Raw genomic sequence first — 24,238 nt, 5'->3', positions numbered from 1 at the left:
GGATCACCTGCTTATTTCTTAATTTCTATTAAAAAGCTTCCATCTTCCTGTTCGGCAGTTATATGCCTGCAGCCCATTTCATCCAGTTGTTCATAAAGAAACATGGGCCGCCTGTCATTAATGATTGATAAGGTTTCTCCTTCTGGAAGGCTTTCAAGAGCTGCAAGTGTTCTGAGCATCGGCTGCGGCGGCTCCAGCCCCCGGTTATCCAGCTTCATTTTGACGCCCCTCTCTTAGTAAAGATCACTTTCCAATGCTTCTTGTCAATTTCTTCAGCTTTATATTCAAACCCTTTTGCCGTTAATATTCCAAAAAGAGGGATGGGCTTAAATGGGGCATGCAGAATAAAAACATCTTCGGCATCCAGTCCCGATACCGCAGACATGATTTTCTGAAACGGCTCCAATTTGTTTTTTATATCTTCTCTTACATCAAGTTCAACGACTTTGTTTTCCATTTTGATCTCTCCTTTAATTGGCTGATAGATTAAATTAGTTGCCAATAACAGTGAATCAATTGCAGTGAGAATAGTTATTAATTGCTTTAAGTTTAACAGCGGCATCTTTTCAAATAAGTGATATATATCATATTTGGAAGAACATTTTTCATAAGGCATTATAAAGTTATAAAAAATTCATTGGAACAAAAAAATCCGCAGATGCTTACTCTGCGGATTCTTCCTGTTCTTCAATACATTTAAAACAGATTGTTTCATTTTTTTCGTTTTGGACTCCGTTGAAGAATCCATCAAGGCAGAATAGGTCTTTGCCGCAAACAGAGCAGCTGCCAACAAATTCTTTCATTTTCGGTCACTCCTGGCTCTTTAATAATTGGGAACTTCGCTTTTTAAAGTATATGAACATCCCGCATACCGTTAGCAGTAAAAGTGCTGCGGCGATCAAGAAACCTATATTGAAAGTTACTCCCAATAAACCTAATAGGGTGGAGCCAGCTACAACGCCTAACGAAAAAAAGGCATAGAAGAGGCCAAACGCCTTTCCTCTTGTTTTTTCAGTTGTATGGCTGGCTATAAGGGCATTAATGGAAGGGAATAAAAGAGCAAACCCGGTGCCGTATAGAACCATGCATAAAAACATGAATGCAAGAGAATAAGCTGAGCTCAGCAGAATGAGAGCAATTCCAATAATCAGCATTCCTGAAAGCATGCTATTGTGATGTTTATATGTATCAAAAATTTTATTAATGGGCAGCAGAAAAATAAGGATTGCAGTTATTCCAAATGTGCTTAATAAGATCCCGCTGTACATCGAATCAAATTGCAGAGCTTCTACCTGAAGGGGAAGAAGATAAGCAAGTGCTCCCTGGGCAAACATGAGTGAAAAAGCTCCTAAATAGCTTGCTGCGAGCATAGGACTCTTTAATAATGAAAGCATTTTTTCAGAATGAGAGCTTTCTTCTTTAACTTTTTTCAGATTCCCTGAGGGCAAAAACACAAAGGCGAGGACTGCACTGCTGATCATCGTTGCTGCTATAATTAAAAAGACCCAGTTAATGCTGTAATTGGAAGCAACCACAGCGCCAAAAGCAGGCCCGATAATGGCAGAACAGCCAACCGCAGCGCCTGATACAGCCATTTTCTTGCCTTGTTTGTCTGATTTTCCGCGGTCTGCGATGACTGTAAAAGCTGCAGGTACCAGAAAGCCGCCAAATAACCCATGAAAAAATCTTACTGTAATTAAATGCAAAGGTGTCTCAGCAAATACATACAGGACTAAAATGGTGCCAGTTAAGGAAAGGCCCGAGACCAAAACTTTTTTTGCTCCGTTTTTATCAATCCAATAGCCGGCTAAAATATTGCCTATCATATTCGAGAAGGAATACATCCCAACAACTAATCCCACAAAGGCTGGTGAAGAGTCAAAGGTTTTGGCAAAAGGGCTCATTATAGGAAGCTGGGAAAAGGTATCAATAAATGCTGCAATTATGATGAAGTAAATCAAATATTTCATGCTATCTCACTTTCTCGCGTCCAACGGGCAGTAAGACCTTCACTTTATGACTCAGAGGAATCAAAAGAGGATAAGTGGGGGCCAACTGCCCGTAAGGGCCCGATAAGTTCAACTAACAATCAGCGGGGTAAAGCGCCCCGCTAATTGAAGTTTCACTTTATGGTTAGTTCACTTTCCACCATTATAACTCTTTGGCCGGCAGGTTAAAAAGAAAAACAGCAAAGGGAAAAGGATTATGTTGACTGCCTTTTCAGAAAAATATGATAAAATGATAATGTAAAAGATTTATATAGGGGGGTAAAATTGTGGCAGAATCATTTAAACAGACAGAACAGCAATTCCTTGATTATGTCAAAAAAATGACGGCATATAATGAAGCCATCGGGCTGATGTATTGGGATATGCGGACAGGGGCACCCAAGCAGGGTCTGGAACAGCGTTCCGAAGTGATTGGAATGATCTCTTCAGAAGTATTCAAAATGTCTACTTCTGAGGAAATGGCTGCATACATAGCGAAACTTTCAGGCCAGGAAAATCTTACAGAAGTGACATTGAAAACTCTTGAAGAATGCAAAAAGGATTATGATCGGAATAAAAAAATTCCTGCAGAGGAATATACGGAATATGTCATCCTGCAATCCAAATCTGAAAGCATTTGGGAAGATGCAAAGTCAAGATCGGATTTCGAGATGTTCCAGCCATATTTGGAAAAGCTTGTTGAAATGAATAAACGATTCATTTCTTATTGGGGATATGGAGGTAACAAATATAATACTCTGCTGGATATGTATGAACCTGGTGTTACTGTTGAAACACTTGATCAGGTTTTTGGGCAGCTGAGGGAAAAAATTGTCCCTCTGGTTCACCAAATTTCCGAATCACAAAATAAACCGGACACCAGCTTTTTATTTGAACACTTTGCCAAGGACAAACAGCGGGATTTCAGCCTTAAAGTACTTGAACAAATGGGCTATAACTTTAAAGCAGGACGCCTGGATGAGACTGTTCATCCTTTTGCAACCGGTTTAAATCCTGGTGATGTCCGGGTGACAACCAAATATGATGAAACAGATTTCCGAACTGCTGTATTTGGCACGATTCATGAAGGCGGGCATGCTTTGTATGAACAAAATATTTCTCCCGACCTGGTGGGAACCCCGCTATGCTCTGGAACATCCATGGGAATTCATGAATCACAGTCATTATTTTATGAAAACTTTGTTGGAAGACATTTTTCTTTCTGGAAAAGGAATTATGACCTTCTTAAAGAATATGCCAGCGGTCAATTTGATGATGTGCCAATAGATGCCTTTTATCGTGCCATTAATGAATCAAAGCCTTCTTTAATCCGTATTGAAGCAGATGAACTAACATATCCTCTTCATATCATCATCCGATATGAAATTGAAAAGGGCTTGTTCAATGATGAAATTGAAGTTAAAGACCTTCCTGCAATCTGGAATGAAAAATATGAACAATACCTGGGAGTAAAGCCTGAAAATGACGGAGCAGGAATTCTGCAGGATGTTCATTGGGCCGGAGGAAGCTTCGGTTATTTCCCTTCCTACGCTTTAGGGTATATGTACGCAGCACAGCTTAAAAACACCATGTTAAGGGATTTGCCAAACTATGATGAATTACTTGAAGAGGGCAATTTGCTTCCAATCAAAGAGTGGTTTACCCAAAATGTGCACCAGTTCGGCAAAATGAAAAAACCGCTTGAAATCTTAAATGACGTAACTGGGGAAGGATTGAATGCCCAGCATTTAATTGACTATCTGTATGATAAGTACGGTAAGGTGTATCAGCTGAAATAGATAGTTTTTAATAATTTGAGTAAGAGGGTGGCCTCAGCCATCCTCTTACTTCTTGGAGAGAAATAATGAAGAAAATACTTCCATTCATAATGATTGCTTTAGGAGCAAGTCTATGGGGAATTATTGCTGTATTTGTTAAAGGGCTCGGAGAATATGGATTGACGGCTATGGAAATTGTGGCCGCGAGAGTTTTCTTTGCAGCAATATTTCTTGTCCTTATAGGAATTATGCGTTTCCGGAACTGCTTTAAATTGGAATCTGCCTCTGACATCAGACTTTTTGCCGGAACCGGAATACTAAGCATTGTCTTTTTTAATTATTGTTATTTCACAGCAATGAACCAAATCAGCATATCAATGGCTGTCGTTTTGCTTTACACAGCTCCAGCATTTGTTACTATATTATCTTACTTGTTTTTAAAGGAAGGAATAAATCTGGGAAAGATTGCAGCTGTGGCAGGCACAATTTTAGGCTGCATTCTAATTGCCGGAGTAACAGCAGGCAGTAGTGATATCACTTTGTTTGGAATTCTGACGGGATTGGGTTCTGGGTTTGGCTATGCGCTTTATACGGTATTCGGAAAATTTGCATTAAGAAAATATCATCCGTTTACAGTTACGCTTTATACATTCCTGATTGCATCGGTATTTCTAATCCCGGTAACCAGACTATGGACAAAAGCTGAAATCTTTTTAAACACTGAGGTTTTGCTTCTTAGTATAGGTCTTGGATTTGTGCCTACGGTTCTCGCCTATTTTGTATATACATGGGGACTAGAAAAAACGGATGGAAGTAAAGCGGCTGTTATCGCTACAGTTGAACCAGTCGTGGCCATGCTTCTGGGAGTAACACTCTATGGGGAAAGTCTCGGTGCAGTCCAGATTGCTGGTGCTTTGCTGATACTCAGTTCGGTAATTATTGTGAATTTGCCTGCAAGAAGGAAAAATGCGGGAATGGTTGATGACTCAAGCAAGCTTGAACACTAAAACACTCCGTCCTTCTCGTAACGGAGTGTTATTTTCTTAAAATAAGTCCAGCGCCTACCCCCTCGAGGTCACAAGCTTGACTAGTTGAGGCTCCCAGGGACTCGAGACATAAGGCGATATCTTCCAGAAGGAAAGTGCACCTTCTTGCAGGGCTCATCTTATGCTTGTCGTCCCTGGGCAATCGCCTCCCAAAAAGGCAAAGAACGCCTTTCCGAAAGGCCCGTCTTGTGCTTGAGGCCACAGGACAAGGAAGGCTTCGTTAGCATAAACATCACACGACCGAAAGCGACAGCTTTTGGGAGGATGTGGGTCATGCAGACGTTGCCACAGGAGGTGGCGTTCTCAGTCTGTGCTCCTTCATGGGCAAGGCGCTTCCGATTTTCCTTTCTACCAAAGCTTATATCCTTTAGCCCCGGGAGGTGCATTTTGAATTAAATCTATAAATGGAATGGTGTAGGCAAATAGAATAAGAACAACCGTAATTCCAAGCCAAAGCTTCCAATTTTCAAATACCATTGGAGCTTTTTCGGCTTCATCAGCAGCTTCTCCGACAGGGAATTCCTGCTCTCCCTTTGGTGCGAAAAAGGCAAGGTTTATGAAGATATAAAGCATTAAGATGATGCCTATAAATAGGATAGTACCGCCGATTGCCTGTGCAACCTGGTATGGAATCCATTCTGCTGCTTGTGCTGCTCCGCCATATTCAGAGTATGATGAACGGCGCGGAGCTCCCAGAAGACCGGCAGCATGCATGGCACCAGACATGAATGTCATTCCGATTGCCCAGATAACTGCTTGGATGATCCCTAATTTATTCATCGCTTTTGTTAATGTTCTTCCTGTAAGATGAGGGATCAGCCAGTAAGAAACTCCAAAGAATGTAAGTACTACAGATGTTGCCACTGTTAAGTGAAAGTGGCCGGTTACCCAAATCGTATTATGAACAACCTGGTTCATCTGGTGGGACGCATTAACGATACCGCCTGCACCCGCTGGGATAAAGGCAACCATCCCGATGAAAGGAACAGTAAATCGCGCATCTCCCCAAGGCAGTTTTTTTACCCAGCCGAATAATCCTGTGGCTCCTTTGGAACGTCCAAAGCTTTCAAAAGTGGCAAAAAGAGAAAATGCAGTCATAAGAGATGGAATGACCACCAGGAATGTTAGGATAACCTGTAAGAATTTCCATGCTGGGTCAATTCCCGGCTCCATTAATTGATGGTGAAATCCGACAGGGATTGAGAACAGCAGGAATAAAATGAAAGACATTCGTGCCAATGAATCAGAAAAAATCTTTCCGCCGATGACTTTAGGAATTACAACGTACCAGGCCATGTAAGCGGGCAATAGCCAAAAGTAAACAAGCGGATGTCCGAAATACCAGAATAGAGTACGGCTGACTCCGATATTTACTGTTTCTACAAACCCCAATGACCAAGGAAGAAGCTGGAAAAGAACAGTAGACGCTACACCAATTGTTGCCACAATCCACATCATCGTGTTGACCAATGACATAAAGGTTAATAGCGGACTTGGCTGCCCCGGATTTTTTCTTCTCCATTCTGCATACTTCATAATGATGGCTGCCCCGTCAATCCAGCTTCCCACTATAACAAGTGTTAAACCAATATAGTACAATGCATGTGCCTGAAGAGGGGCATAGAAAGTATAAAGAACAGTAGCTTCATTCAACAGGATCATGACAGCTGCAAGAACAGTTCCTGCTGTCATCAGCCAAAAACCGGTCCAGCCGGCAATTCGCTGTTTATTGGTAAGGGTTCCTGATGTTTTGCTTGTTGCTGCTATTTGGAAGCCCATTATAAAAAAGGTAGTTAGTACAAGTCCCAGTACAACACCGTGAACCGTGAGAATTTGGTAATACCCGATGCCTGCTGGAAGCTCAAATTTACCGGAGCGGACCAAAGTCTGCAATAAACCAGCAAGGCCGCCTATTGCTAAAGCTGTAAATGCTACGAAAAAGTGAGCCATTGCCAATTTTCCGTCACGGCGGTCAACTTTTAATTTTGCTGAAGGATTAAACATTATTCCACCACCTTAATTTTAGACGACATCATGTGGTGACCAACACCGCAATATTCATTACATACAATTAAGTATTCGCCTGTTTTATCAAATGTTGTAACATGTTCACTGATATATCCGGGTTCAAGCATCATGTTAATATTTGATCCTGCAACTTCGAAACCGTGGACAACGTCTTTGGTTGTTGTGATAATTTTCACTTTAGCACCATATGGAACCTCCACTTCAGCTGGGCTATAGGAAAACGCAGATGCTACGTATACCAATTCGTAATCCCAATCTTTCCCTTCTACTTTTTTCAGTCCCGGCTCATTAAATGGAGCGGTAGTATCGACCTTTTCAGGGTCGATTGTTGCCAAACAGCTTGGGGGCTGATTGCCCAGGTAAAATGCGCTGACTCCCAAGACTGTTAAAAAAACAAGCAGCGATCCGATTCCAAAAGTGAGCCAGGCCTTTTCAAATTTATGCATATGCATGGCTATTTCCCCTTTCTAACTCTAAAAGCGGCTGATAAATAATGAATAAACACCTACCCATGTAATGATCAGGAAGAATCCTAATAAGAAAACGGAAGCTAGCGTTCCCTTTAAGGAAGAGCTATCCTCTATTTCAGTTTTTGTTTTTCGGCTGAGTTCCGTTTTCGCCATTGTCCTTCACTCCTTTCGAATATTTGGAAAAAGTAAATGATTACACTTTCATAATACAAAACATTTAGGAAGATTCTAGATGCTTTCAGTGAGTTCACAAATTGTTCATTCGTAACTTAAACACTATGATAATAGTGAAAAATTGATATTTAAGTGATTTATGTCACAAAAAACTCCTGTAAATTGTGAAAAAACTGTGAAGGTTTAATTGAGCCTCAGAAGAAAGGCTAATTATTTGCATGAAACATACGGAAGAGGGTGAATTATCAGATTAGCGAACAATTTTCTGATAATATATTGTTTAGTTCGTATTTAGTTAAAGTTTTGATTGAAGTATTAGTAAATGATGTTATAATGTTAATAAATTAATAACATTCACTCATATAATCGCGAGGATATGGCTCGCAAGTTTCTACCGGGTTACCGTAAATGATCCGACTATGAGTGAGCAATGTACAGGACGTTTTTAGTCATCCTTGTTTGCCTGCAGCTTAGTTCATTAGCCTGAAGGCCATTGCTTCACTCATTTTTATGTTGTGAATGCGATGGGCTTCAGGCTTTTTATATGGCTGGAATGAGTAATTGAAGGCTATCTATCATAGAGGAGGATGCAAAATGGATATGCTTATAGAAAAAATAAAGAGCGAAGGGGTTGTTTTATCACCGACAGTTTTAAAAGTGGATTCTTTTTTGAACCACCAAATAGATCCTCAGCTAATGCATGAAGTCGGCAAAGAATTTGCAGATAGATTCTCCAGCAGCGGAATTACAAAAATATTGACTCTGGAATCTTCGGGGATTGCGCCAGCTGTAATGGCGGGGCTCCATCTGAATGTCCCAGTTGTGTTTGCGAGAAAAAGAAAATCTCTCACTCTGGTAAATGATCTGATTACAGCCTCTGTCTATTCTTTTACTAAGGAAGAAACTAGTGAAATCTCTGTTTCAAAGAAATATCTATCAGAAAAAGATAATATTCTTATAATAGATGATTTTCTCGCGAATGGACAGGCTGCACTAGGTCTTGCAGATATAGCAAAAAAAGCGGGATCAGGAATTGCAGGGATTGGAATCGTTATCGAAAAAGGCTTTCAAAATGGCGGTCAGCTGTTAAGGGAAAGGGGATTCCGGGTCGAGTCCTTAGCTATTATTGACTCACTTGAAAAAGGCACCATCAGCTTTGATAAAACAGCAAAGAATATGGAGGAATTGATACGATGAATCAGAATCCGCTTAAAATTGCATCTTTGGGAATTCAGCATGTCCTTGCCATGTATGCAGGTGCGGTAATTGTACCGTTGATTGTAGGAGGTGCACTTGGCTTAACAGGTGAACAGCTTACTTATCTAGTTTCCATAGATATATTCATGTGCGGAATTGCAACACTTCTTCAAGTATGGCGCAGCAAATTTTTTGGGATTGGCCTTCCTGTTGTTCTGGGCTGCACATTTACGGCCGTTGGACCGATGATTGCGATCGGAGGTCAGTATGGAATACCTGCTATCTATGGGTCTATTCTGGTTTCTGGTATTTTCGTTGTAGCTGTTTCAAAGTATTTTGGAAAACTAGTTAAATTTTTTCCGCCTGTTGTAACAGGATCTGTAGTTACCATTATAGGGATTACGTTAATTCCTGTTGCAATGAATAATATGGCTGGAGGTGAGGGAAGCCCTGACTTTGGTTCCCTGACGAACATAGCATTGGCTTTTGGAACTTTGCTGTTCATCATAGTACTATTCCGATTCTTTAAAGGCTTTGTTCGAGCGATTGCCATTTTGCTGGGGCTGGCTGCCGGCACCATTACGGCGTTTTTCATGGGCATGGTAGATTTCTCTGCTGTTGGGGAAGCTTCCTGGTTTCATATGCCATCCCCTTTCTATTTTGGCATGCCGACATTTGAGGTGACAGCGATCCTTACTATGATTCTCGTAGCAATGGTCAGTTTAGTTGAATCTACAGGCGTATATTTTGCCCTTGGTGACATCTGTGAAGAAAAATTGGAAGAAAAAGATCTGTCAAATGGTTATCGTGCCGAAGGAATTGCAATCATCCTTGGTGCTGTTTTTAATGCTTTTCCATATACAACATATTCGCAAAACGTCGGACTTCTTCAGATGTCTGGTGTTAAAACAAAAAATGTCATTTATACAGCAGGAGCTTTTCTTGTACTGCTTGGGCTGGTTCCGAAAATCGGTGCATTGACAACCATTATTCCAACTCCCGTTTTAGGAGGCGCAATGGTAGCCATGTTCGGTATGGTAGTCGCCTATGGAATAAAAATGCTCAGCAAAGTAGAGTTCTCATCTCAGGAAAATTTATTAATCATTGCCTGCTCTGTCGGGATGGGATTGGGAGTAACAGCGGTTCCTGAACTATTCGCGCAAATGCCTTCCAGTGTACGCATCCTGACTGATAACGGTATAGTGGCTGGCAGTGTGACGGCAATTCTTTTAAATATCGTATTTAATGTTGCTAAAGGAAAAAAAGCAGTACATCCTGCATCTTTTGCGGAGCAGAAGGCTTCATAATTCTTCTTGCGGCAATCACAATAATTCAGGCAATCAATATAATATTCTATCGGTATTTTACATTTCCGAAGCGATTGTTTCTCGCAAGAAAGAGAGTGGAATGTGATGGAGAAATATTATTGTGATAACTGCCGGCTTTTATATAATGAAGAAGAGGTTTGTACTGCTTGCGGTATCCTGGTTACGAAAAAAATATTTATAGAAGTACAAAAGCATCACAAAACCAATATTGGATTGGATGCATCAGAATAACTATGCCATGGGCCAGCCCTTTTTTTAAAAGGGCCCTAGAGCTAATTGGAAAAGATTTAGTAATGCTATTCATTTAGCTATTCCTTTATAATAAAGAGGCACAACAACTCCTTCAAAACACATTGCTTCCTCCTAATGGGGGAAGCTTTTTTTTTGCTTGATTATCCAATTTTGAAACATAAATTGCTTTTTTTTGGAAAAAATAAAAGAAAGCAAGCGGAGGAGAGTCATGTATGCCAGCAATTGTATCAGTTGCAGAAGCAATACCTGAACATGTTCTGACACAGGATCAGGTAATGGATTTTGCCAGAGATTTATTCTCAGAGTCCTTTAAGGATATTGAACGCCTATTGAAAGCTTTCCACAACGGCCAAATTGAAAAGCGCCACTTCGCAAAGGGACTTGAATGGTTTAAAACAGATAAATCATTTGAAGATCGAAACAATGCTTACATTGAACAGGCTATTGAACTGGGAACAAAGGCAATAAAATGCTGTCTGGAGAATGACATTTTCCTGAGCAAGAATCTCCAATACGAAGAAATCGATGCCATCTTTACTATCTCAAGCTCAGGAATCGCCACACCGAGCCTTGAAGCAAGAATCATGAATAATCTTCCATTTTCTGAACATACGAAGCGAATACCGATGTGGGGACTGGGTTGTGCAGGCGGCGCATCAGGCCTTTCAAGAGCCTATGAATATTGCCTGGCTTTCCCAGAAGCTAAAGTACTGGTTTTAACCATAGAATTATGCAGTTTGACCTTTCAGCGCAATGACAGGTCAAAGAGCAATCTTATCGGGACCTCACTTTTTGCTGACGGTGCAGCATGTGCGCTGATAACGGGTGATGAAGTCCAAAGGGATTTTCAAAAGGTGTCATCCATTCCAAGAATTTTGGGAACCCAATCAACAACGATGCGCAATTCATTGGATGTAATGGGATGGGAAGTGAAGAATGAGGGTTTATATGTGGTTTTCTCAAAGGATATACCATCCATAATAGAGGGCTGGCTGAAGCCGAATGTAACGGAATTTCTAAGGGGAAAGGGCATGGAAATGGAAAAAATAAGCCATTTTGTTGCCCATCCTGGCGGGAAAAAAGTCATTGATGCTTATCAGAAAGCATTGCAATTCGATCCTGATATGACAAAAATTTCACTTGATGTATTAAAGGAGTTCGGGAATATGTCATCAGCAACCATTCTTTACGTGCTGAAAAGGTTTATGGAGATCGGCAGAAAGGGAGATACCGGGCTTGCAACAGCCCTCGGCCCTGGATTTAGCTCCGAATTACTGCTGCTGGAATGGGAGTGAAAATATGCTGTTCAAACTATTTATTTCCATCATTATTTTGCAGAGGGCAGCAGAGCTTGCTATAGCTCGAAATAATGAAAAGTGGATGAAAGGCCGGGGCGCACTGGAATTTGGCCAGCGGCACTATCCCTGGATCGTTGCAGTTCACGCTTCCTTTTTTATTTGCTATCTGCTTGAAGTATCCATCTTTGAAAAAGGCCCGTCCCCTATTTGGCCCATTCTTCTGATTCTTTTCATTCTTACCCAGACAGGAAGAGTATGGGCACTGTTCTCTTTAGGGAAATACTGGAATACCAAAATTATTGTCTTGCCGGGGGCCAAGGTCGTCAGAAGGGGGCCATACCGCTTTATAAAGCATCCTAATTATGTAATTGTAGCTGCTGAATTTCTCGTGATACCTTTAATGTTTCAGGCTTACATCACAGCCGCTGTATATACCCTGCTAAACATAATGGTACTTTCGGTCAGGATACCAGCCGAAGAAAAAGCACTGAAAGAATTGACAGAATACGAAGAAGCTTTTTTACGAATAAGACCTGGTCTGAATAGAGATATTAAAAAAGTTTGACAATATTTATATCCCTATTGAAAATGATTATCGTTCGTGATAAACTTCTAATTGAATTTGAAAATTATTCTCAATATCATTCCAACAGGAAGGTGTTGCTACATATGACAATTCTATTTGTTGCAGGTACAATTGCTGCCTACTCGCTTGTTATGAAACATGTATTAAATAACGTAGCTAAACCACATACAAGATAATAGTCATTTTTGAAACCAGGCGCGGGATGCCTGGTTTTTGTTTTATTAACGACTGTTTAAAGAAGGATTGTTTCTTAGAGGCTAAAAATATTTATGCACTGAGCTGATTGTAACTGCGGGAAATATTATGAATTAAAAAAATTGAGGTGAGAACTAATAAATTAATCATAAAATATTAGTAAGCTAAAACCTAAATAGATTAATTTCCTTTGAGAAATATTAGAAAAATCAAAGAATAAACCATCTTATATAGGAAAATAAACGAAAATCATTTAAAATAGGAAGTAAATTAAAGTTACAAGGGGATTATTGGAAATGGCTGACACGATTTTGCAACCAGGATTGCAGCAAACTGAATTAATGAACAGAATAACTGCTATATATACATTCGCCCAGAGAAATGGGGATAGCCAGACAGCTAAAAGAGCTAAAGATCTCTTAATTAAGCTAAGAGACCAGGAATTTGCCATTGCTTTTTGCGGACATTTTTCTGCTGGGAAATCGAGCATGATTAACAAGCTTGCAGGAGAGGACCTTCTTCCATCCTCGCCGATTCCAACAAGTGCCAACCTGGTAAAAGTCAAATCAGGTGAGGAAGATTATGCAAAAGTAATTTTTAAGGAAGGAAAGCCAAGGCTTTATCCTGCTCCTTATGATTACGGACAGGTAAAATCCTATTGCAAGGATGGCGATTCAATTCATTCCATTGAAATAAGTCATTCCGCCACCAGTTTGCCCAGGAAGGCAGTAATTATGGATACACCTGGAATCGATTCTACAGATGATGCGCATAGAATTGCTACGGAGTCTGCTCTTCATTTGGCTGACCTCATTTTTTATGTTATGGATTATAATCATGTCCAGTCGGAATTAAATTTTCTTTTTACAAAAGAACTGGCGGCTGCAGGAAAAGAAGTTTATCTTGTTATCAATCAAATTGATAAACATCGGGATGAAGAGCTCAGCTTTGAACAATTTAAAGAAAGCGTAAAGGAATCATTTGCATCCTGGGGAGTAAAGCCTGCGCGGATTTTTTACACCACCTTAAAAGACGAAAATCACCAGGCAAACGATTTTAAGGCACTTCAGGATTTTATAAACAGCAGCATTGATAACCGTGAAGAGCTTCTGCCACAATCTGTTTTTAACTCTTTAAAGAAATTAACAGAGGATCATCTGGCCTTTTTAGGAGACGCACATGCAGCTGAAAAAGATAAATGGGAAGAAAAACTGGCTGATTTAAATCAGGATGAACGGGATCAGCTCGGAAACAGGCTGCAAGAGTTAGAGAAGCAGTTGAGTAAGCTAAAGTCTTCCATACATGAAGCAGATATTGAGTTAACCGGAAAGATTGATGAGATTTTAAAAAACGCTTATTTAATGCCTTTCCAGACGAGGGAACTGGCTGAATCTTATCTTGAGTCGTGCCAGCCTTCGTTTAAAATTGGCCTATTTTTCAGCAAGCAGAAAACGGAGCAGGAAAGGTCCGTGCGACTTGACCGCTTTTATCAGGATTTTTCCGAAAAGGTTAAGTCTCAGCTGGAATGGCATATAAAAGAGCTGTTTTTACAGCAGTTCAAGCAGCATAATATCCATGACTCAGAAATTCTGGCACAAGTTCAGAGCTTCAAGCTTTCCTTTGAACCAGCCGTTTTAGCCGAAACAGTAAAGCCCGGCGCCATGGTTTCAGGAGATTATGTACTTCAGTATACGAACGATACCGCAGAGGCTGTAAAGAGAATTGCCAAAAAGAACGCAGCTTTCCTGAAAGATGCACTTCTGGAAGCGCTTGAAGAAAATAACAGCCAGGATCAAACGGTATTGGAAAATGAAATTCGCAAGCTTACTGCCTATGCTGAAGCCTTTAATGCAATTAAAGCTCTCAGTGAAAAATTAATTAAGGCATCTGCCGAGATGAAAGTCTATCTGACAGGTAACTTTGCTTATGATGAGTTTCAGGAGCAAGCCAAAATGCTTGCAGCGGAAGATGCCGATGAAGCTGAAGTTGTTTTCCTGCATGAAGATAAAATTGAGAAGGAAAAGGTGATCAAGAAACCTGAAAAATCTGCTGAGGAAGAGCAGACAGGGGAAACTGTTCCTGCGGTTTCCGTTCAGCCTGTTATTCAAAAGCTTCAATTCACCGCTAATGAAGTAAAAGATATCCCAGGTTTCAGAAAGCTTGCAGCTGATTTGGCAGATAAAGCTTCAAGGCTTGAGAGCAAAGAATTCACAGTTGCCCTTTTTGGTGCATTCAGTGCAGGGAAGTCCTCTTTTGCCAATGCTTTAATCGGGAATAAACTGCTTCCGGTTTCACCAAATCCGACGACAGCTGCAATCAACAAAATTAAACCTGTTACGGCAGAAAATGTGCATGGAACCGTTCTTGTAAAAGTAAAGGATTCACAGACTCTCTTAAATGATATCAATCATTCATTGAAGGTCTTTGATTATTCTGCAGGAAACTTCAGCGATGCTGCTGCAGCGATTAAGAAGATCACTGGGGAAAACCAGGATTTCGATGCGAATGAGAAGACACACTTTGCATTTCTTAAAGCATTTATGAGAGGTTTTGATTTCTTCACAGATCAGCTTGGGAAAGTCATAAAAGCTGATTTGGAAGAGTTTCGGGATTATGTTGCCAATGAGGAAAAATCATGCTTCGTTGAGACGATAGAGGTTTACTTTGATTGTGAACTGACAAGGCAGGGAATTACCCTGGTTGACACACCTGGGGCAGATTCGATTAATGCAAGGCATACCGGGGTCGCATTTGAATATATAAAAAATTCGGATGCAATCCTTTTTGTCACTTATTATAATCACGCCTTTTCGAAAGCCGATAGAGAGTTTCTTATTCAGCTTGGAAGGGTCAAGGATACCTTCTCCCTTGATAAAATGTTCTTTATCGTCAATGCCATTGACCTTGCCAACAATGAAGAAGAAAAGGATTCGGTATTAGAGTACGTTGAAGAGCAGCTGGTGCAATACGGAATCCGCCGGCCGCATCTGTCTGGCATTTCAAGCCTTCAGGCTCTGGCTGAGAAGCTGGATAACAGCAAAGAGGAAGTTTCCAATATCAGCTCATTTGAAAAAAGCTTTTACTCCTTTATAAATCAAGAACTGCTAAATATTTCCATTTCATCAGCAGAAACAGAGTGGAGGCGCCTATTAGCCCAGCTGAGGTCTTACATTTCTTCCTCACAGGAAAATAAAGAGGTCAGGTTTGAAAAGCTGAAACAGCTTGAGGAAGAGCATCAAATGGTTGCTGAGATTATCCGTGGACAAAAATCCGAACTGCTGTCCCAAAGGCTTGAACAGGAAACGGATGAGCTTGTCTTTTACATCAAGCAAAGAGTATTTCTGCGTTTCTTTGACTTTGTCAAGGAGGCTTTCAACCCTTCAGTCCTGAAGGATGATGGCCGGAATTTAAAGAAAATGCTTAAAATTGCTCTTGAAGAATTCCTTGCCAGCTTTGGATTTGATTTTGCCCAGGAGCTTCGTGCAACAACGCTAAGGCTTGAATCCTATATATCCAAGCTGATCGGTCAGCAGCAGGAGGCTATTTCGAAAAGAGCTGCCAATGTGAATAGTGATTTGTCTTTTAGCTCATATGAGCCGCTAAAAATGGAAAGTATTGAATTTGATTCAGCCTTTTCCAATGCAGACCCGAATCAATTTAAAAATGCTCTATCCTACTTCAAAAATCCAAAAACGTTTTTTGAAAAGAATGAACGCAAGCATTTAGCGGATGAACTGGAGAGGAACCTGCAGGAGCCTGCAGACCGTTACCTGCAAGCCGAAAGCACCAGGCTAAAATTCCATTACAGCAGCCTGCTGAAGGCTGAATTTGAGCGGCTGCTCAATTCATTGAATGAACAGAATAATGAATATTATGAAGGAATTACGGCTGCTTTAAAAGATGATTTCCCAATTGAAGAGCTGAAAGAGATTGAGAGGAACATTGCACAGTACGAATAATAGGTATTGAAAGGTTGCTGCTTTTCTTATGGAAAAATGGCTTTCCGCTGCTGAAGAAAAATACAATATTGACATCCTTTTTGCATGTGAAGCAGGAAGCAGGGCCTGGGGGACAGATGATGCGGAATCAGATTATGATATCCGCTTTATCTTTAAACATAAGGATCTGAAAGCATATCTTTCCCTTGAACGTGCAAAAGAGGTTATTGATGCAGATACCCCTTATGATGTTCATGGCTGGGATATTTTTAAAGCATTTGACCTTATGCAAAAATCCAATCCAAGTATTTTCGAATGGGCATACTCACCCATTATCTACAAGGATAAGGATGGCTTTTCAAATAGGCTAAGGAGTATCGCAGAAAAAGAGTTCTCACGATATAAGTTATTCCAGCATTACACCCAGCTATTTTCCCGCAATCTTGGGGAAGCGGCTAAAAAAGAGGGAATTACAATTAAGAAACAGAAGCTGCTAATTCAAGCGGTAAGAGCCTGCCTCATTTCAAGGCAGCTGCTTCAGCAAAGCAGTATAAACGGAGACTTTTTGTATACAGGTCTCTTTTGCTTAAAGGAAGAGGATGAAATTGCCCGCTTTTATCAGGCCCTGGCTCATGCAAAACAAAGCGGGGATCTTATTCAGGAGCATTCAGCAAAACAAATAGCTGAGACACTGGAGTCAGAAAGGGAAGTCCTTTATACAGCCGGTGAATCAATGCCTAAAGGAAAAGGTAAAGTATCCGGACTGAATGAATGGCTTTGGGAACTGCTGAAAGTTTAAAATCATTCTGAGAAGAAAAGGGAGAGCTATGGGAAAAAATTCTTTTCATGCATGTGCAACCTGCGTAAACTTCCAGCCTGAGAGGCGTAAAGAAGGAATGGTTTATTTTTGCAGCAGACTGGGCTATGAAACAAAACCTGACTATCAATTTAACTGCTGGACACCAAAGGAACATATAAAACGCCTGATGGAAAAGAGAAAAGGGGAGAACCTTAAATGAAGTATCAAGTAGAAAAGGAATGGGTATTAACCAAACTGGATGATCCCAATATCCGAATTGCCGACTGCCGTTTTAAACTTGGGTCACCGGAAGAAGGGCGCAGCTTATTTAATCTCAGCCATATTCCCAATGCCGTGTATTTTGATTTAGAGAAGGATCTGTCAGGCCCTGTGAGAGAACATGGGGGCAGGCACCCGCTTCCAGATCCCTCTCAATTTAGTGAAGTACTTAAGAAAGCTGGTATCAGCAGAGATACCACAGTAATTGCCTATGATGGAGGAGAAGGGGCTTTTGCTGCAAGGTTCTGGTGGCTGCTCAGGTATTTGGGACATGAAAAAGTTTATGTATTGAACGGCGGATATAAAGAATGGGCTGAAAGCGGCTATCCTTTGAATAATAAGGTTCAAAGCTTCGGGCCAGCTGAATTTAAAATCGAACTGCAGCCTGACATCCTTGCTTCATACGAAGAAGTTAAAGAATTTACAGATCATCAGGATACTGCTGTAATAATTGATTCGAGAGAGGCAAAGAGATACCTGGGACTGGAGGAGCCAATTGATAAAAAAGCCGGCCATATCCCGGGAGCAATCAATAGAGTTTGGCTTGAGGCGTATAAAAACGGCAGATTTAAAGAAGCAGAGGAACAGGAAAAACGGTTTGCAGACATCGATAAGAATAAACCTGTAATTGTTTACTGTGGATCTGGGGTAACAGCAGCACCTAATTTCCTGGCATTAAAGGAAGCTGGCTTCCCTAATGTTAAATTATATGCTGGAAGCTTCAGTGATTGGATCTCTTATGACGGGAATAAAATAGAAACTGTCGAAAAATAGAGAAATCCCTTTTCAAAAAAGGGATTTTTTTACTGTTTAAATTATTATATAATTTAAAAGGTTTGATAGATTTTGAAAATGGAGGGGTTAAATGAATACTTCGGGCTACACGATAACAAAAAAACAAAGAACTGATACAAAACAAATATTGGTAACGACTGCAATCATTCTAATATTGTCAGCAATTTTTATTCCTATATTTTTACTTTCGCCATTTCAGGCACAATTTTACAGACCTGAAGGGACCTGGGTTTTTGAAGCTCCTAAAGATGCTTATGTTACATTTAGCATAGCGCTGGCATCGATGGGGATTTTTATCTTAGCTGGAGTTTGGCTGCACAGTGCTGAAAAATTCGGCAGGATTGCGAAGTTTATTACAGGAGCATGTTTCTTTTTTTCACTGGCAACAGTGATTCTCAGTTTTGATTATTACCACTATATTGATAAGAATGGAGTCCATTTTAATACATTATTCAGTTTGAAGGAGAAGCATTATGATTGGCCGGAAATCAAACAAGCCAGGCAAACAGTCATAAACAAAATGGGTGTTATGTCTGATGGTGAATTAATCTTCACCTTTAAAGATGGAAGTACATATGCGTATCCATTAAATACTAATATCCGTAATGCGCGAATCGCTACTTACTATGAACTGGAAGAACATGGAGTTGAATTAATAAGGGAAACAGAATAAGGCTGTAAATCTTTTCAAGAGAAACGGAGAGTTTCCCATGTTATAATAGTAGTTATGATTATAATCAGGAGGCGAAAAAATGAACGAGAATAAACCCTCACTGCTGCTGGTTGACGGAATGGCTCTGCTGTTCAGGGCGTATTTTGCAACAGCAATGTCCGGTCAATTTATGATAAATTCAAAAGGAATACCTACAAATGGAGTTTACGGATTTGTAAAACACTTCTTAACGGCTGTTTCTTCCTTTAACCCGACACATGTTGCCGTATGCTGGGATATGGGAAGCAAAACCTTCCGTACGGAAATGTTTGATGCTTATAAAGCAAATCGTCCTGAAGCTCCGATTGAACTTGTGCCTCAATTCGATCTGGTAAAAGAAGTCGTTGAAGCTTTTGATGTTCCAAATATTGGCCTTGAAGGATATGAAGCTGATGACTGCATTGGCACCATTGCAAGAAAAGCAAGCCAGGAAGCGGAAGTCCTGATCCTTACTGGCGATCAGGATATTCTGCAGCTTCTGGATGACAATATTTCTGTTATTTTGCTGCAAAAAGGCTACGGCAATTATCTTGTGCATACGACAGAAACCTTTTATGAAGAAAAGGGAATAACACCAAAGCAGATGATTGATTTGAAAGCCTTCATGGGGGATACAAGTGATAATTATCCTGGAGTAAAAGGGATTGGCGAAAAAACAGCTCTTAAGCTCCTGCAGCAATTTGAGCATATTGAAGGTGTATTAAAAAACCTGGAACAGCTCACAAAAGGACAGCGTACTAAAATCGAACAGGATCTTGAAATGCTGCACTTGAGCAGACAGCTCGCTGAAATAAAATGCGATGTACCTGTTGAATGCCCTCTAGACCTGGCGCAATTCACAATGAACCGTGAAAAGGTCATGGAGAAATTCACTGAAATTGAATTCCGCGGCCTTCACAGATTTCTTGATTTTAAAAAGGAATATGCATAATAGAAGCTCCAGGCGGCTGCCTGGGGTTTTTTTATTGTTTTCATGATTAAACAACCCCGTCTGACCCGCGGGTGAAAAAAAAGACTGAGCGCATAAAACGAGAAAGCCGCACGAAAAAAGTTTTGGTGCGACCATATACAATCCCTGCGTGCATAAGAGAGAGAAACCCGCGCGCACAAGGAACAAGCGCGCACATCCTCGTCAATCCCGCGCAGAAAGAATGAGCACACAAACAAGAGAAATCAAATCGCACACACACGGAACACGCGCGCAAAACCGAAGAAAACCCGCGCACATCCTCGCCAATCCCGCGCAGAAAAGGAAAGACTGCGCGCACGAACAAGAGAAACCCGCGCACACAAAGAACACGCGCGCAAAACCGAAGAAAACCCGCGCACATCCTCGCCAATCCCGCGCAGAAAAGGAAAGACTGCGCGCACGAACAAGAGAAACCCGCGCACACAAAGAACACTCACGCAAAACCGAAGAAAACCCACGCACATCCTCGCCAATCCCGCGCAGAAAAGGAAAGACTGCGCGCACGAACAAGAGAAACCCGCGCACACAAAGAACACTCACGCAAAACCGAAGAAACCCCGCGCATATCTTCGCCAATCCCCCGCTGAAAAGGAAAGACTGCGCGCACGAGCAAGAAAAACCCGCGCAAAACCGAAGAAAAACCCGCGCATATCCTCGTCATACCGCACAGAAAAGGAAAGTATGCAAGCGCAAATAAGAAAAACCCAAGCCCAGAAGGTTTATGCACGCATAACCGAAGTGAAATGAAGCATCCCGAGCTTTCCCCTAAACAAATCATTAAAGCCGCCCTATAGGCGGCATCCAATTTATTTAGTATTCTTCTTCTTCGCTGCATTCTCCAGTTTGCTTTTAGGCTCTTCTGAAAATTCAGCATCCTGCCCGTATCCTTGAGGGTTTACGCCAGGTGCTTTTTTTCCTCTGCTTGTATGTCCATTTTTGCTCATGTGATTCACCTCCCCAGTCAGCAATTTCTCCGTTGATAACCTTATTATTGTTAAAGTCTTTGGGTTTTAATCATGTCCATCGAGGGTACAATTTAGCAACTGATGCGGTGAATTTTACTTCTGTTTTGGGTTTAATTACTCCATTTAGACAAGCCTAATTGGCATTTGAAGGAGGAATAATAAGAGTCTGCATACTTCACAATAAAGAAGAGGTGAGTTGTTATGAATAAGGGAGTTTATATCGCTCTTTTAAGTATAGGGCTGGCACAGGGCCTGAAAATCCCCATCCATTATGTGAAAAAGGGAGAACTTCGTCCGGATTTGTTTTTCCAGACAGGGGGTATGCCGAGTTCTCATTCGGCAGGTGTTTCGTCTTTAACTACTTTTATAGCTTTAAAGCGCGGAGTACCGACGGTCGACTTTGCACTATCGCTGGTCTATGGCCTGATTGTTATGTATGATGCTCAGGGAATTAGGCGCCAGACCGGTGAGCTTACCCTAAAGGTAAACAGCCTTGGGGAGCTGGTAGATAAAATTCACAAAGATGAGACAGTAAAGTTTGAGGAGGAAGGCCCAAAGAAGCTGAAGGAAATGCTCGGCCACCAGCCTGCTGAAGTACTGGGCGGAGCTATCCTCGGTGTATTAACCGGAACAATTGGCTACCTTCTAACTAAGAAGAAATAATTGATGTAATTGAGCTTACAACTCCCCTGTTTCATGCAGAAAAAGGTAGATAATTGTCGAAAAATCAGGTAAGATTTAGGAGAACGCAGGAGGGAGCAGGGGAAGAGGGTAAGTGAAATGAAGACAGTTGAAGAGTATTTGCACTTTTTGCAAAGTAAAGGTTTTCAATTTCGGGAAGACGCGATTGGCTTCATTTACTTTGGCAAAAATTATACCAATGCTTCTGACGAGCTTGCCAATGCAGCAATAGAACTCACATTAAAAGCTCAGAAATCATTTGACGGCAGTTTTTACGTATCATTGCTTGAAACATTGGTTTCAAAGAATATTACCAGCAGGCGGGAAGCAATAAAATTTGTAAAAGAAAAAGAAATCATTTAAAAGGCGTGTCTTTTTAGAGAACACGCCTTTTTCTAATTATTAAGCTGTTTTTTTCCTAAAGATCGACAATGTTTTCTTAGCAGGTATTTCTGCAAAGATCATACCTGCAAAAATAAGCAGACAGCCAGTCAGAGCACTAAAGGAAAGTCTCTCATTCGCCCACATAAATCCTGCAGCAGCTGCAAACACAGGTTCCATGGCAAATATGAGGGCCACTCTTGTTGGTGTTGTGTATTTTTGAAAAGCCGTCTGTGCAAAAAATGCGAGCGCGGTCGCAAATAGTGAAGTTACAATAAGAGCAGTCACCACATTGGTCTTAAATAATACCCCAGTTTCAAATGCATGCTGCCAATTTTCTGTAAAAAACGCAAAAATGCCTGATAGTAATGCCACGGTACCTACTTGAATAATCGTTAATAGCAGGGCCGGATATTTGCTGCTGTATTTCCCTGTGAAAATAATATGAAGGGCAAAACCGACTGCACAGATTAATACATATGCATCACCGATATTCAGCGAGACTTTATCGGTCATTGTAAGAAAGTACAATCCCGCTGTTGCAATTGATACACCTATAATAGCATTGAATCCCGGCTTAATTTTTAAAAGCATAAAAGATAGGACCGGGACCATTACTACACTTAACCCCGTAATAAAGCCAGCTTTTGAAGAAGTTGTATAAAGCAGTCCGATTGTCTGGAGAGCATATCCTAAAAATAGAAACAGGCCCAAAATAACTCCAGAAATCAAAAGCTTTTTGTTAATTTTCTTTAACTGTTCTCTTTCAAAAATAACAAGCCAGCCTCCCAGTAAGAAAGCGGCCATGAAAAAGCGTACGCCATTAAAAGAAAATGGCTCAAGAAAAGCGATGGCGTTTTGGACAAGCACAAAGGTGGTTCCCCATACAAAGGCTACCAGCAAAAGGCTTACATCTGCAAATATAACCGATCTATTCATTATCTCATTGACCTTTCGTTCTATTTTTGCGAATGGCAGCTCTGGCTAATTCATCAGCGCCTTTGTTTTCCGAGCTGGGCACCCATTTCATAAAAAACAAATCAAATTGACTTGTAAGCTCCAAAGCATTTTCAAGCAAGGGAGCAAACTTTTTATTTTTAACGAATTCCTTTTCAACGGCCCGGTTAACCAGCTGTGAATCCGTTCGAAAGGAAACTGTTTTGTATCCCTTTTCTATACATATTTCCAGAGCATGAATAAATGCACGGTATTCGGCTTCGTGATTTTCCATATTCCCTAAAGGAATGGAATAGCGTTCAACTTGGCCATTATTTTTAATGAATATGCCTGCACCGCTGGGACCCGGGTTTCCGGCACTTGCTCCATCGATATATACTTCAATCAATTAAACTGCCTCCTGTTTTTAACCGCATAATAGGGTAAACTAAGTGTAGTTTATCATAAAAATATTCGATAAAGTGAAACTTCAATCAGTGGGGGCGCTTTCCCCCACTAATTGTTAGTTGAACCAATCGGGCCTTTTCGGGCAGTTGGATCCCCACTTATCCTCCATTGATACCTCTGAGTCTTGAATTGGGAGGACTTACTGCCCGTTAGACTGTGATAAAGCAGAAAAGGATACCAAAACGGCATCCTAATCTTTTACTGGAAAACGTTTAGCGATATAGCCAAACGGGGTATCAAGTATAGCTACTATAAATTTCAGCAAATAAGTCGTGATGAATATCTGAATCCATTCTTCCATTGGAAATACACCGAGGAAAGCAATGCTTGTAAAAACAAGGGTATCCAATAGCTGGCTGATCATGGTGCTGCCATTATTTCTGATCCAAAAATGGCCATCTTTTGGGAATTTCTTTTTTAAATAGGTAAAGATATAAACATCGGTAAATTGGCTGACTAAATAGGCAGCGAGGCTTCCGGCAGCAATCCGCGGAAGAATCGAAAAAAGAGTGCTGAGGGGCTCCTGTGCAAAATCTGTTTCATGCGGTTTAAATAATAGGACCATCTGCATGATGAGAGTCATGGAGAGAAGAGTAAAGAAACCAAGCCATACAGCTTTTTTTGCTTCTTCTTTTCCGTACTTTTCATTTAGGATATCCGTAACGAGAAAAGCGGTACCGTACATAGCGTTTCCTAAAGTAGCCGTCAGGCCGAACATTTCAATGGTTTTTACGACTTGAAGATTGGCCATGACAGTGGAGAAGCCAATCCACACGAATAAACCAGTCTTTCCGAACATGCGGTACATAGCCAATACTAATGTGAAATTAATAATTGCAAAGAGCAATCCAAACCATTCATTAAACATCATATTCCTCCTAGTTTTGTTAATGCGGGAGTTTGCGAACCGCAGGAGATATAAAATTGTCATTGACCATTATACCTTGAAATATACTCAGTTAGTAATAAACTAA

Annotated in this window: 26 protein-coding genes and 1 riboswitch; of the genes, 15 read left to right on the top strand and 11 right to left on the bottom strand. The window is 40.8% G+C overall.

The window, feature by feature from the left end:
- Positions 1-11: 11 nt before the first annotated feature.
- The 4 genes from ACR42H_RS19130 to ACR42H_RS19115 all read right to left on the bottom strand — a co-directional run bounded on the left by ACR42H_RS19130 (position 12) and on the right by ACR42H_RS19115 (position 1,970).
- Positions 12-218 carry a DUF2249 domain-containing protein gene (locus tag ACR42H_RS19130; protein WP_436372610.1) on the bottom strand — a complete coding sequence of 69 codons (207 nt, stop codon included), beginning with the start codon at positions 216-218 and terminating at the stop codon, positions 12-14.
- Entirely contained in the window at positions 215-457 is a 243-nt protein-coding gene (locus ACR42H_RS19125; RefSeq protein WP_243856037.1) for a DUF2249 domain-containing protein, read from the bottom strand. Before ACR42H_RS19125 ends, ACR42H_RS19130 begins: the two co-directional genes overlap by 4 nt.
- Positions 458-662: 205 nt before the next feature.
- The gene (locus ACR42H_RS19120; protein ID WP_166672400.1) at positions 663-803 is read right to left on the bottom strand and encodes a hypothetical protein; all 141 of its coding nucleotides are present in this window, start codon (positions 801-803) and stop codon (positions 663-665) included.
- A 6-nt stretch (positions 804-809) separates the two neighbouring features.
- Positions 810-1,970, bottom strand: a complete 1,161-nt coding sequence (locus ACR42H_RS19115; RefSeq protein ID WP_436372607.1) for an MFS transporter — start codon at positions 1,968-1,970, stop codon at positions 810-812.
- Between the two features lie 305 nt (positions 1,971-2,275).
- On the opposite strand from ACR42H_RS19115, the gene ACR42H_RS19110 reads away from it, so the two are divergent.
- Both ACR42H_RS19110 and ACR42H_RS19105 read left to right on the top strand, forming a co-directional pair.
- Positions 2,276-3,787, top strand: coding sequence for a carboxypeptidase M32 (locus ACR42H_RS19110; protein ID WP_436372605.1), 1,512 nt, complete (start codon positions 2,276-2,278; stop codon positions 3,785-3,787).
- 65 nt (positions 3,788-3,852) lie between these two features.
- Entirely contained in the window at positions 3,853-4,773 is a 921-nt protein-coding gene (locus tag ACR42H_RS19105; protein ID WP_113884611.1) for a DMT family transporter, read from the top strand.
- A 387-nt stretch (positions 4,774-5,160) separates the two neighbouring features.
- Here the strand turns inward: ACR42H_RS19105 and ACR42H_RS19100 are convergent, their stop codons facing one another.
- Genes ACR42H_RS19100 through ACR42H_RS19090 form a run of 3 tightly spaced genes read right to left on the bottom strand, consistent with a single transcriptional unit; the run spans position 5,161 to position 7,463 of the window.
- On the bottom strand, positions 5,161-6,816 hold the full coding sequence (locus tag ACR42H_RS19100) for a b(o/a)3-type cytochrome-c oxidase subunit 1 (protein WP_436372603.1): 1,656 nt from the start codon (positions 6,814-6,816) through the stop codon (positions 5,161-5,163).
- Positions 6,816-7,292 (bottom strand): cytochrome c oxidase subunit II, encoded by a 477-nt coding sequence (locus ACR42H_RS19095; RefSeq protein WP_436372601.1) that lies wholly within the window; start codon positions 7,290-7,292, stop codon positions 6,816-6,818. Before ACR42H_RS19095 ends, ACR42H_RS19100 begins: the two co-directional genes overlap by 1 nt.
- 21 nt (positions 7,293-7,313) lie before the next feature.
- On the bottom strand, positions 7,314-7,463 hold the full coding sequence (locus tag ACR42H_RS19090) for a cytochrome c oxidase subunit 2A (protein WP_113884615.1): 150 nt from the start codon (positions 7,461-7,463) through the stop codon (positions 7,314-7,316).
- A 359-nt stretch (positions 7,464-7,822) separates the two neighbouring features.
- A riboswitch (purine riboswitch) is annotated at positions 7,823-7,924 on the top strand.
- Between the two features lie 154 nt (positions 7,925-8,078).
- Between ACR42H_RS19090 and ACR42H_RS19085 the strand changes: the two genes are divergently transcribed.
- The 11 genes from ACR42H_RS19085 (at position 8,079) to ACR42H_RS19035 (ending at position 19,794) form a co-directional block, all read left to right on the top strand.
- Positions 8,079-8,681: a xanthine phosphoribosyltransferase gene (locus tag ACR42H_RS19085; RefSeq protein WP_436372599.1), complete on the top strand. Its 603-nt coding sequence runs from the start codon at positions 8,079-8,081 to the stop codon at positions 8,679-8,681.
- Positions 8,678-9,988, top strand: coding sequence for a nucleobase:cation symporter-2 family protein (locus ACR42H_RS19080; RefSeq protein ID WP_113884617.1), 1,311 nt, complete (start codon positions 8,678-8,680; stop codon positions 9,986-9,988). Before ACR42H_RS19085 ends, ACR42H_RS19080 begins: the two co-directional genes overlap by 4 nt.
- Positions 9,989-10,093: 105 nt before the next feature.
- The gene (locus ACR42H_RS19075) at positions 10,094-10,240 is read left to right on the top strand and encodes a hypothetical protein (RefSeq protein ID WP_436372597.1); all 147 of its coding nucleotides are present in this window, start codon (positions 10,094-10,096) and stop codon (positions 10,238-10,240) included.
- 233 nt (positions 10,241-10,473) lie between these two features.
- Positions 10,474-11,556: a type III polyketide synthase gene (locus tag ACR42H_RS19070; RefSeq protein WP_436372595.1), complete on the top strand. Its 1,083-nt coding sequence runs from the start codon at positions 10,474-10,476 to the stop codon at positions 11,554-11,556.
- A gap of 4 nt (positions 11,557-11,560) precedes the next feature.
- Positions 11,561-12,124, top strand: a complete 564-nt coding sequence (locus tag ACR42H_RS19065) for an isoprenylcysteine carboxyl methyltransferase family protein (RefSeq protein ID WP_113884619.1) — start codon at positions 11,561-11,563, stop codon at positions 12,122-12,124.
- Positions 12,125-12,636: 512 nt separating this feature from the next.
- The gene (locus ACR42H_RS19060; RefSeq protein WP_436372593.1) at positions 12,637-16,299 is read left to right on the top strand and encodes a dynamin family protein; all 3,663 of its coding nucleotides are present in this window, start codon (positions 12,637-12,639) and stop codon (positions 16,297-16,299) included.
- Positions 16,300-16,327: 28 nt separating this feature from the next.
- A complete protein-coding gene (locus tag ACR42H_RS19055) occupies positions 16,328-17,077 on the top strand; it encodes a nucleotidyltransferase domain-containing protein (RefSeq protein ID WP_436372591.1) in 750 nt (249 codons plus the stop codon).
- 28 nt (positions 17,078-17,105) lie between these two features.
- Positions 17,106-17,297, top strand: coding sequence for a hypothetical protein (locus ACR42H_RS19050; RefSeq protein WP_113884622.1), 192 nt, complete (start codon positions 17,106-17,108; stop codon positions 17,295-17,297).
- Positions 17,294-18,130 carry a sulfurtransferase gene (locus tag ACR42H_RS19045; protein WP_113884623.1) on the top strand — a complete coding sequence of 279 codons (837 nt, stop codon included), beginning with the start codon at positions 17,294-17,296 and terminating at the stop codon, positions 18,128-18,130. Before ACR42H_RS19050 ends, ACR42H_RS19045 begins: the two co-directional genes overlap by 4 nt.
- A gap of 91 nt (positions 18,131-18,221) precedes the next feature.
- Complete coding sequence (locus tag ACR42H_RS19040) at positions 18,222-18,824, top strand: hypothetical protein (protein WP_436372588.1); 603 nt, start codon at positions 18,222-18,224, stop codon at positions 18,822-18,824.
- 79 nt (positions 18,825-18,903) lie between these two features.
- Positions 18,904-19,794, top strand: coding sequence for a 5'-3' exonuclease (locus tag ACR42H_RS19035; protein WP_113884625.1), 891 nt, complete (start codon positions 18,904-18,906; stop codon positions 19,792-19,794).
- 845 nt (positions 19,795-20,639) lie between these two features.
- Here the strand turns inward: ACR42H_RS19035 and sspL are convergent.
- A complete protein-coding gene (sspL, locus tag ACR42H_RS19030) occupies positions 20,640-20,777 on the bottom strand; it encodes a small, acid-soluble spore protein L (RefSeq protein ID WP_436372586.1) in 138 nt (45 codons plus the stop codon).
- A 222-nt stretch (positions 20,778-20,999) separates the two neighbouring features.
- On the opposite strand from sspL, the gene ACR42H_RS19025 reads away from it, so the two are divergent.
- Together ACR42H_RS19025 and ACR42H_RS19020 are read left to right on the top strand one after the other, a co-directional pair.
- A complete protein-coding gene (locus ACR42H_RS19025; protein WP_113884627.1) occupies positions 21,000-21,461 on the top strand; it encodes a divergent PAP2 family protein in 462 nt (153 codons plus the stop codon).
- A gap of 117 nt (positions 21,462-21,578) precedes the next feature.
- The gene (locus tag ACR42H_RS19020) at positions 21,579-21,842 is read left to right on the top strand and encodes a DUF6123 family protein (protein ID WP_436372583.1); all 264 of its coding nucleotides are present in this window, start codon (positions 21,579-21,581) and stop codon (positions 21,840-21,842) included.
- Between the two features lie 39 nt (positions 21,843-21,881).
- Here the strand turns inward: ACR42H_RS19020 and ACR42H_RS19015 are convergent, their stop codons facing one another.
- The 3 genes from ACR42H_RS19015 to ACR42H_RS19005 form a co-directional block, all read right to left on the bottom strand.
- Positions 21,882-22,799, bottom strand: a complete 918-nt coding sequence (locus tag ACR42H_RS19015; protein ID WP_436372581.1) for a DMT family transporter — start codon at positions 22,797-22,799, stop codon at positions 21,882-21,884.
- A 4-nt stretch (positions 22,800-22,803) separates the two neighbouring features.
- Positions 22,804-23,205, bottom strand: coding sequence for a reverse transcriptase-like protein (locus tag ACR42H_RS19010; protein ID WP_113884630.1), 402 nt, complete (start codon positions 23,203-23,205; stop codon positions 22,804-22,806).
- Between the two features lie 249 nt (positions 23,206-23,454).
- A complete protein-coding gene (locus tag ACR42H_RS19005; protein ID WP_113884631.1) occupies positions 23,455-24,132 on the bottom strand; it encodes a queuosine precursor transporter in 678 nt (225 codons plus the stop codon).
- Positions 24,133-24,238 lie beyond the last annotated feature (106 nt).

Source organism: Cytobacillus sp. BC1816 (assembly GCF_051353635.1).
GTDB lineage: Bacteria > Bacillota > Bacilli > Bacillales > Cytobacillaceae > Cytobacillus > Cytobacillus oceanisediminis_C.
Note: the sequence above shows the minus strand (reverse complement) of the source record. Positions and strands in the feature narration are given on the sequence as shown.

Excerpts from the sequence above, each read along its gene's own strand:
- ACR42H_RS19090 (WP_113884615.1), bottom strand. The coding sequence starts at position 7,463 with ATGGCGAAAACGGAACTCAGCCGAAAAACAAAAACTGAAATAGAGGAT.
- ACR42H_RS19120 (WP_166672400.1), bottom strand. The coding sequence starts at position 803 with ATGAAAGAATTTGTTGGCAGCTGCTCTGTTTGCGGCAAAGACCTATTC.
- sspL (WP_436372586.1), bottom strand. The coding sequence starts at position 20,777 with ATGAGCAAAAATGGACATACAAGCAGAGGAAAAAAAGCACCTGGCGTA.
- ACR42H_RS19045 (WP_113884623.1), top strand. The coding sequence starts at position 17,294 with ATGAAGTATCAAGTAGAAAAGGAATGGGTATTAACCAAACTGGATGAT.
- ACR42H_RS19105 (WP_113884611.1), top strand. The coding sequence starts at position 3,853 with ATGAAGAAAATACTTCCATTCATAATGATTGCTTTAGGAGCAAGTCTA.
- ACR42H_RS19025 (WP_113884627.1), top strand. The coding sequence starts at position 21,000 with ATGAATAAGGGAGTTTATATCGCTCTTTTAAGTATAGGGCTGGCACAG.
- ACR42H_RS19060 (WP_436372593.1), top strand. The coding sequence starts at position 12,637 with ATGGCTGACACGATTTTGCAACCAGGATTGCAGCAAACTGAATTAATG.
- ACR42H_RS19035 (WP_113884625.1), top strand. The coding sequence starts at position 18,904 with ATGAACGAGAATAAACCCTCACTGCTGCTGGTTGACGGAATGGCTCTG.
- ACR42H_RS19115 (WP_436372607.1), bottom strand. The coding sequence starts at position 1,970 with ATGAAATATTTGATTTACTTCATCATAATTGCAGCATTTATTGATACC.
- ACR42H_RS19015 (WP_436372581.1), bottom strand. The coding sequence starts at position 22,799 with ATGAATAGATCGGTTATATTTGCAGATGTAAGCCTTTTGCTGGTAGCC.
- ACR42H_RS19125 (WP_243856037.1), bottom strand. The coding sequence starts at position 457 with ATGGAAAACAAAGTCGTTGAACTTGATGTAAGAGAAGATATAAAAAAC.
- ACR42H_RS19080 (WP_113884617.1), top strand. The coding sequence starts at position 8,678 with ATGAATCAGAATCCGCTTAAAATTGCATCTTTGGGAATTCAGCATGTC.
- ACR42H_RS19070 (WP_436372595.1), top strand. The coding sequence starts at position 10,474 with ATGCCAGCAATTGTATCAGTTGCAGAAGCAATACCTGAACATGTTCTG.
- ACR42H_RS19085 (WP_436372599.1), top strand. The coding sequence starts at position 8,079 with ATGGATATGCTTATAGAAAAAATAAAGAGCGAAGGGGTTGTTTTATCA.
- ACR42H_RS19005 (WP_113884631.1), bottom strand. The coding sequence starts at position 24,132 with ATGTTTAATGAATGGTTTGGATTGCTCTTTGCAATTATTAATTTCACA.
- ACR42H_RS19075 (WP_436372597.1), top strand. The coding sequence starts at position 10,094 with ATGGAGAAATATTATTGTGATAACTGCCGGCTTTTATATAATGAAGAA.
- ACR42H_RS19100 (WP_436372603.1), bottom strand. The coding sequence starts at position 6,816 with ATGTTTAATCCTTCAGCAAAATTAAAAGTTGACCGCCGTGACGGAAAA.
- ACR42H_RS19050 (WP_113884622.1), top strand. The coding sequence starts at position 17,106 with ATGGGAAAAAATTCTTTTCATGCATGTGCAACCTGCGTAAACTTCCAG.
- ACR42H_RS19095 (WP_436372601.1), bottom strand. The coding sequence starts at position 7,292 with ATGCATATGCATAAATTTGAAAAGGCCTGGCTCACTTTTGGAATCGGA.
- ACR42H_RS19130 (WP_436372610.1), bottom strand. The coding sequence starts at position 218 with ATGAAGCTGGATAACCGGGGGCTGGAGCCGCCGCAGCCGATGCTCAGA.
- ACR42H_RS19020 (WP_436372583.1), top strand. The coding sequence starts at position 21,579 with ATGAAGACAGTTGAAGAGTATTTGCACTTTTTGCAAAGTAAAGGTTTT.
- ACR42H_RS19040 (WP_436372588.1), top strand. The coding sequence starts at position 18,222 with ATGAATACTTCGGGCTACACGATAACAAAAAAACAAAGAACTGATACA.
- ACR42H_RS19065 (WP_113884619.1), top strand. The coding sequence starts at position 11,561 with ATGCTGTTCAAACTATTTATTTCCATCATTATTTTGCAGAGGGCAGCA.
- ACR42H_RS19055 (WP_436372591.1), top strand. The coding sequence starts at position 16,328 with ATGGAAAAATGGCTTTCCGCTGCTGAAGAAAAATACAATATTGACATC.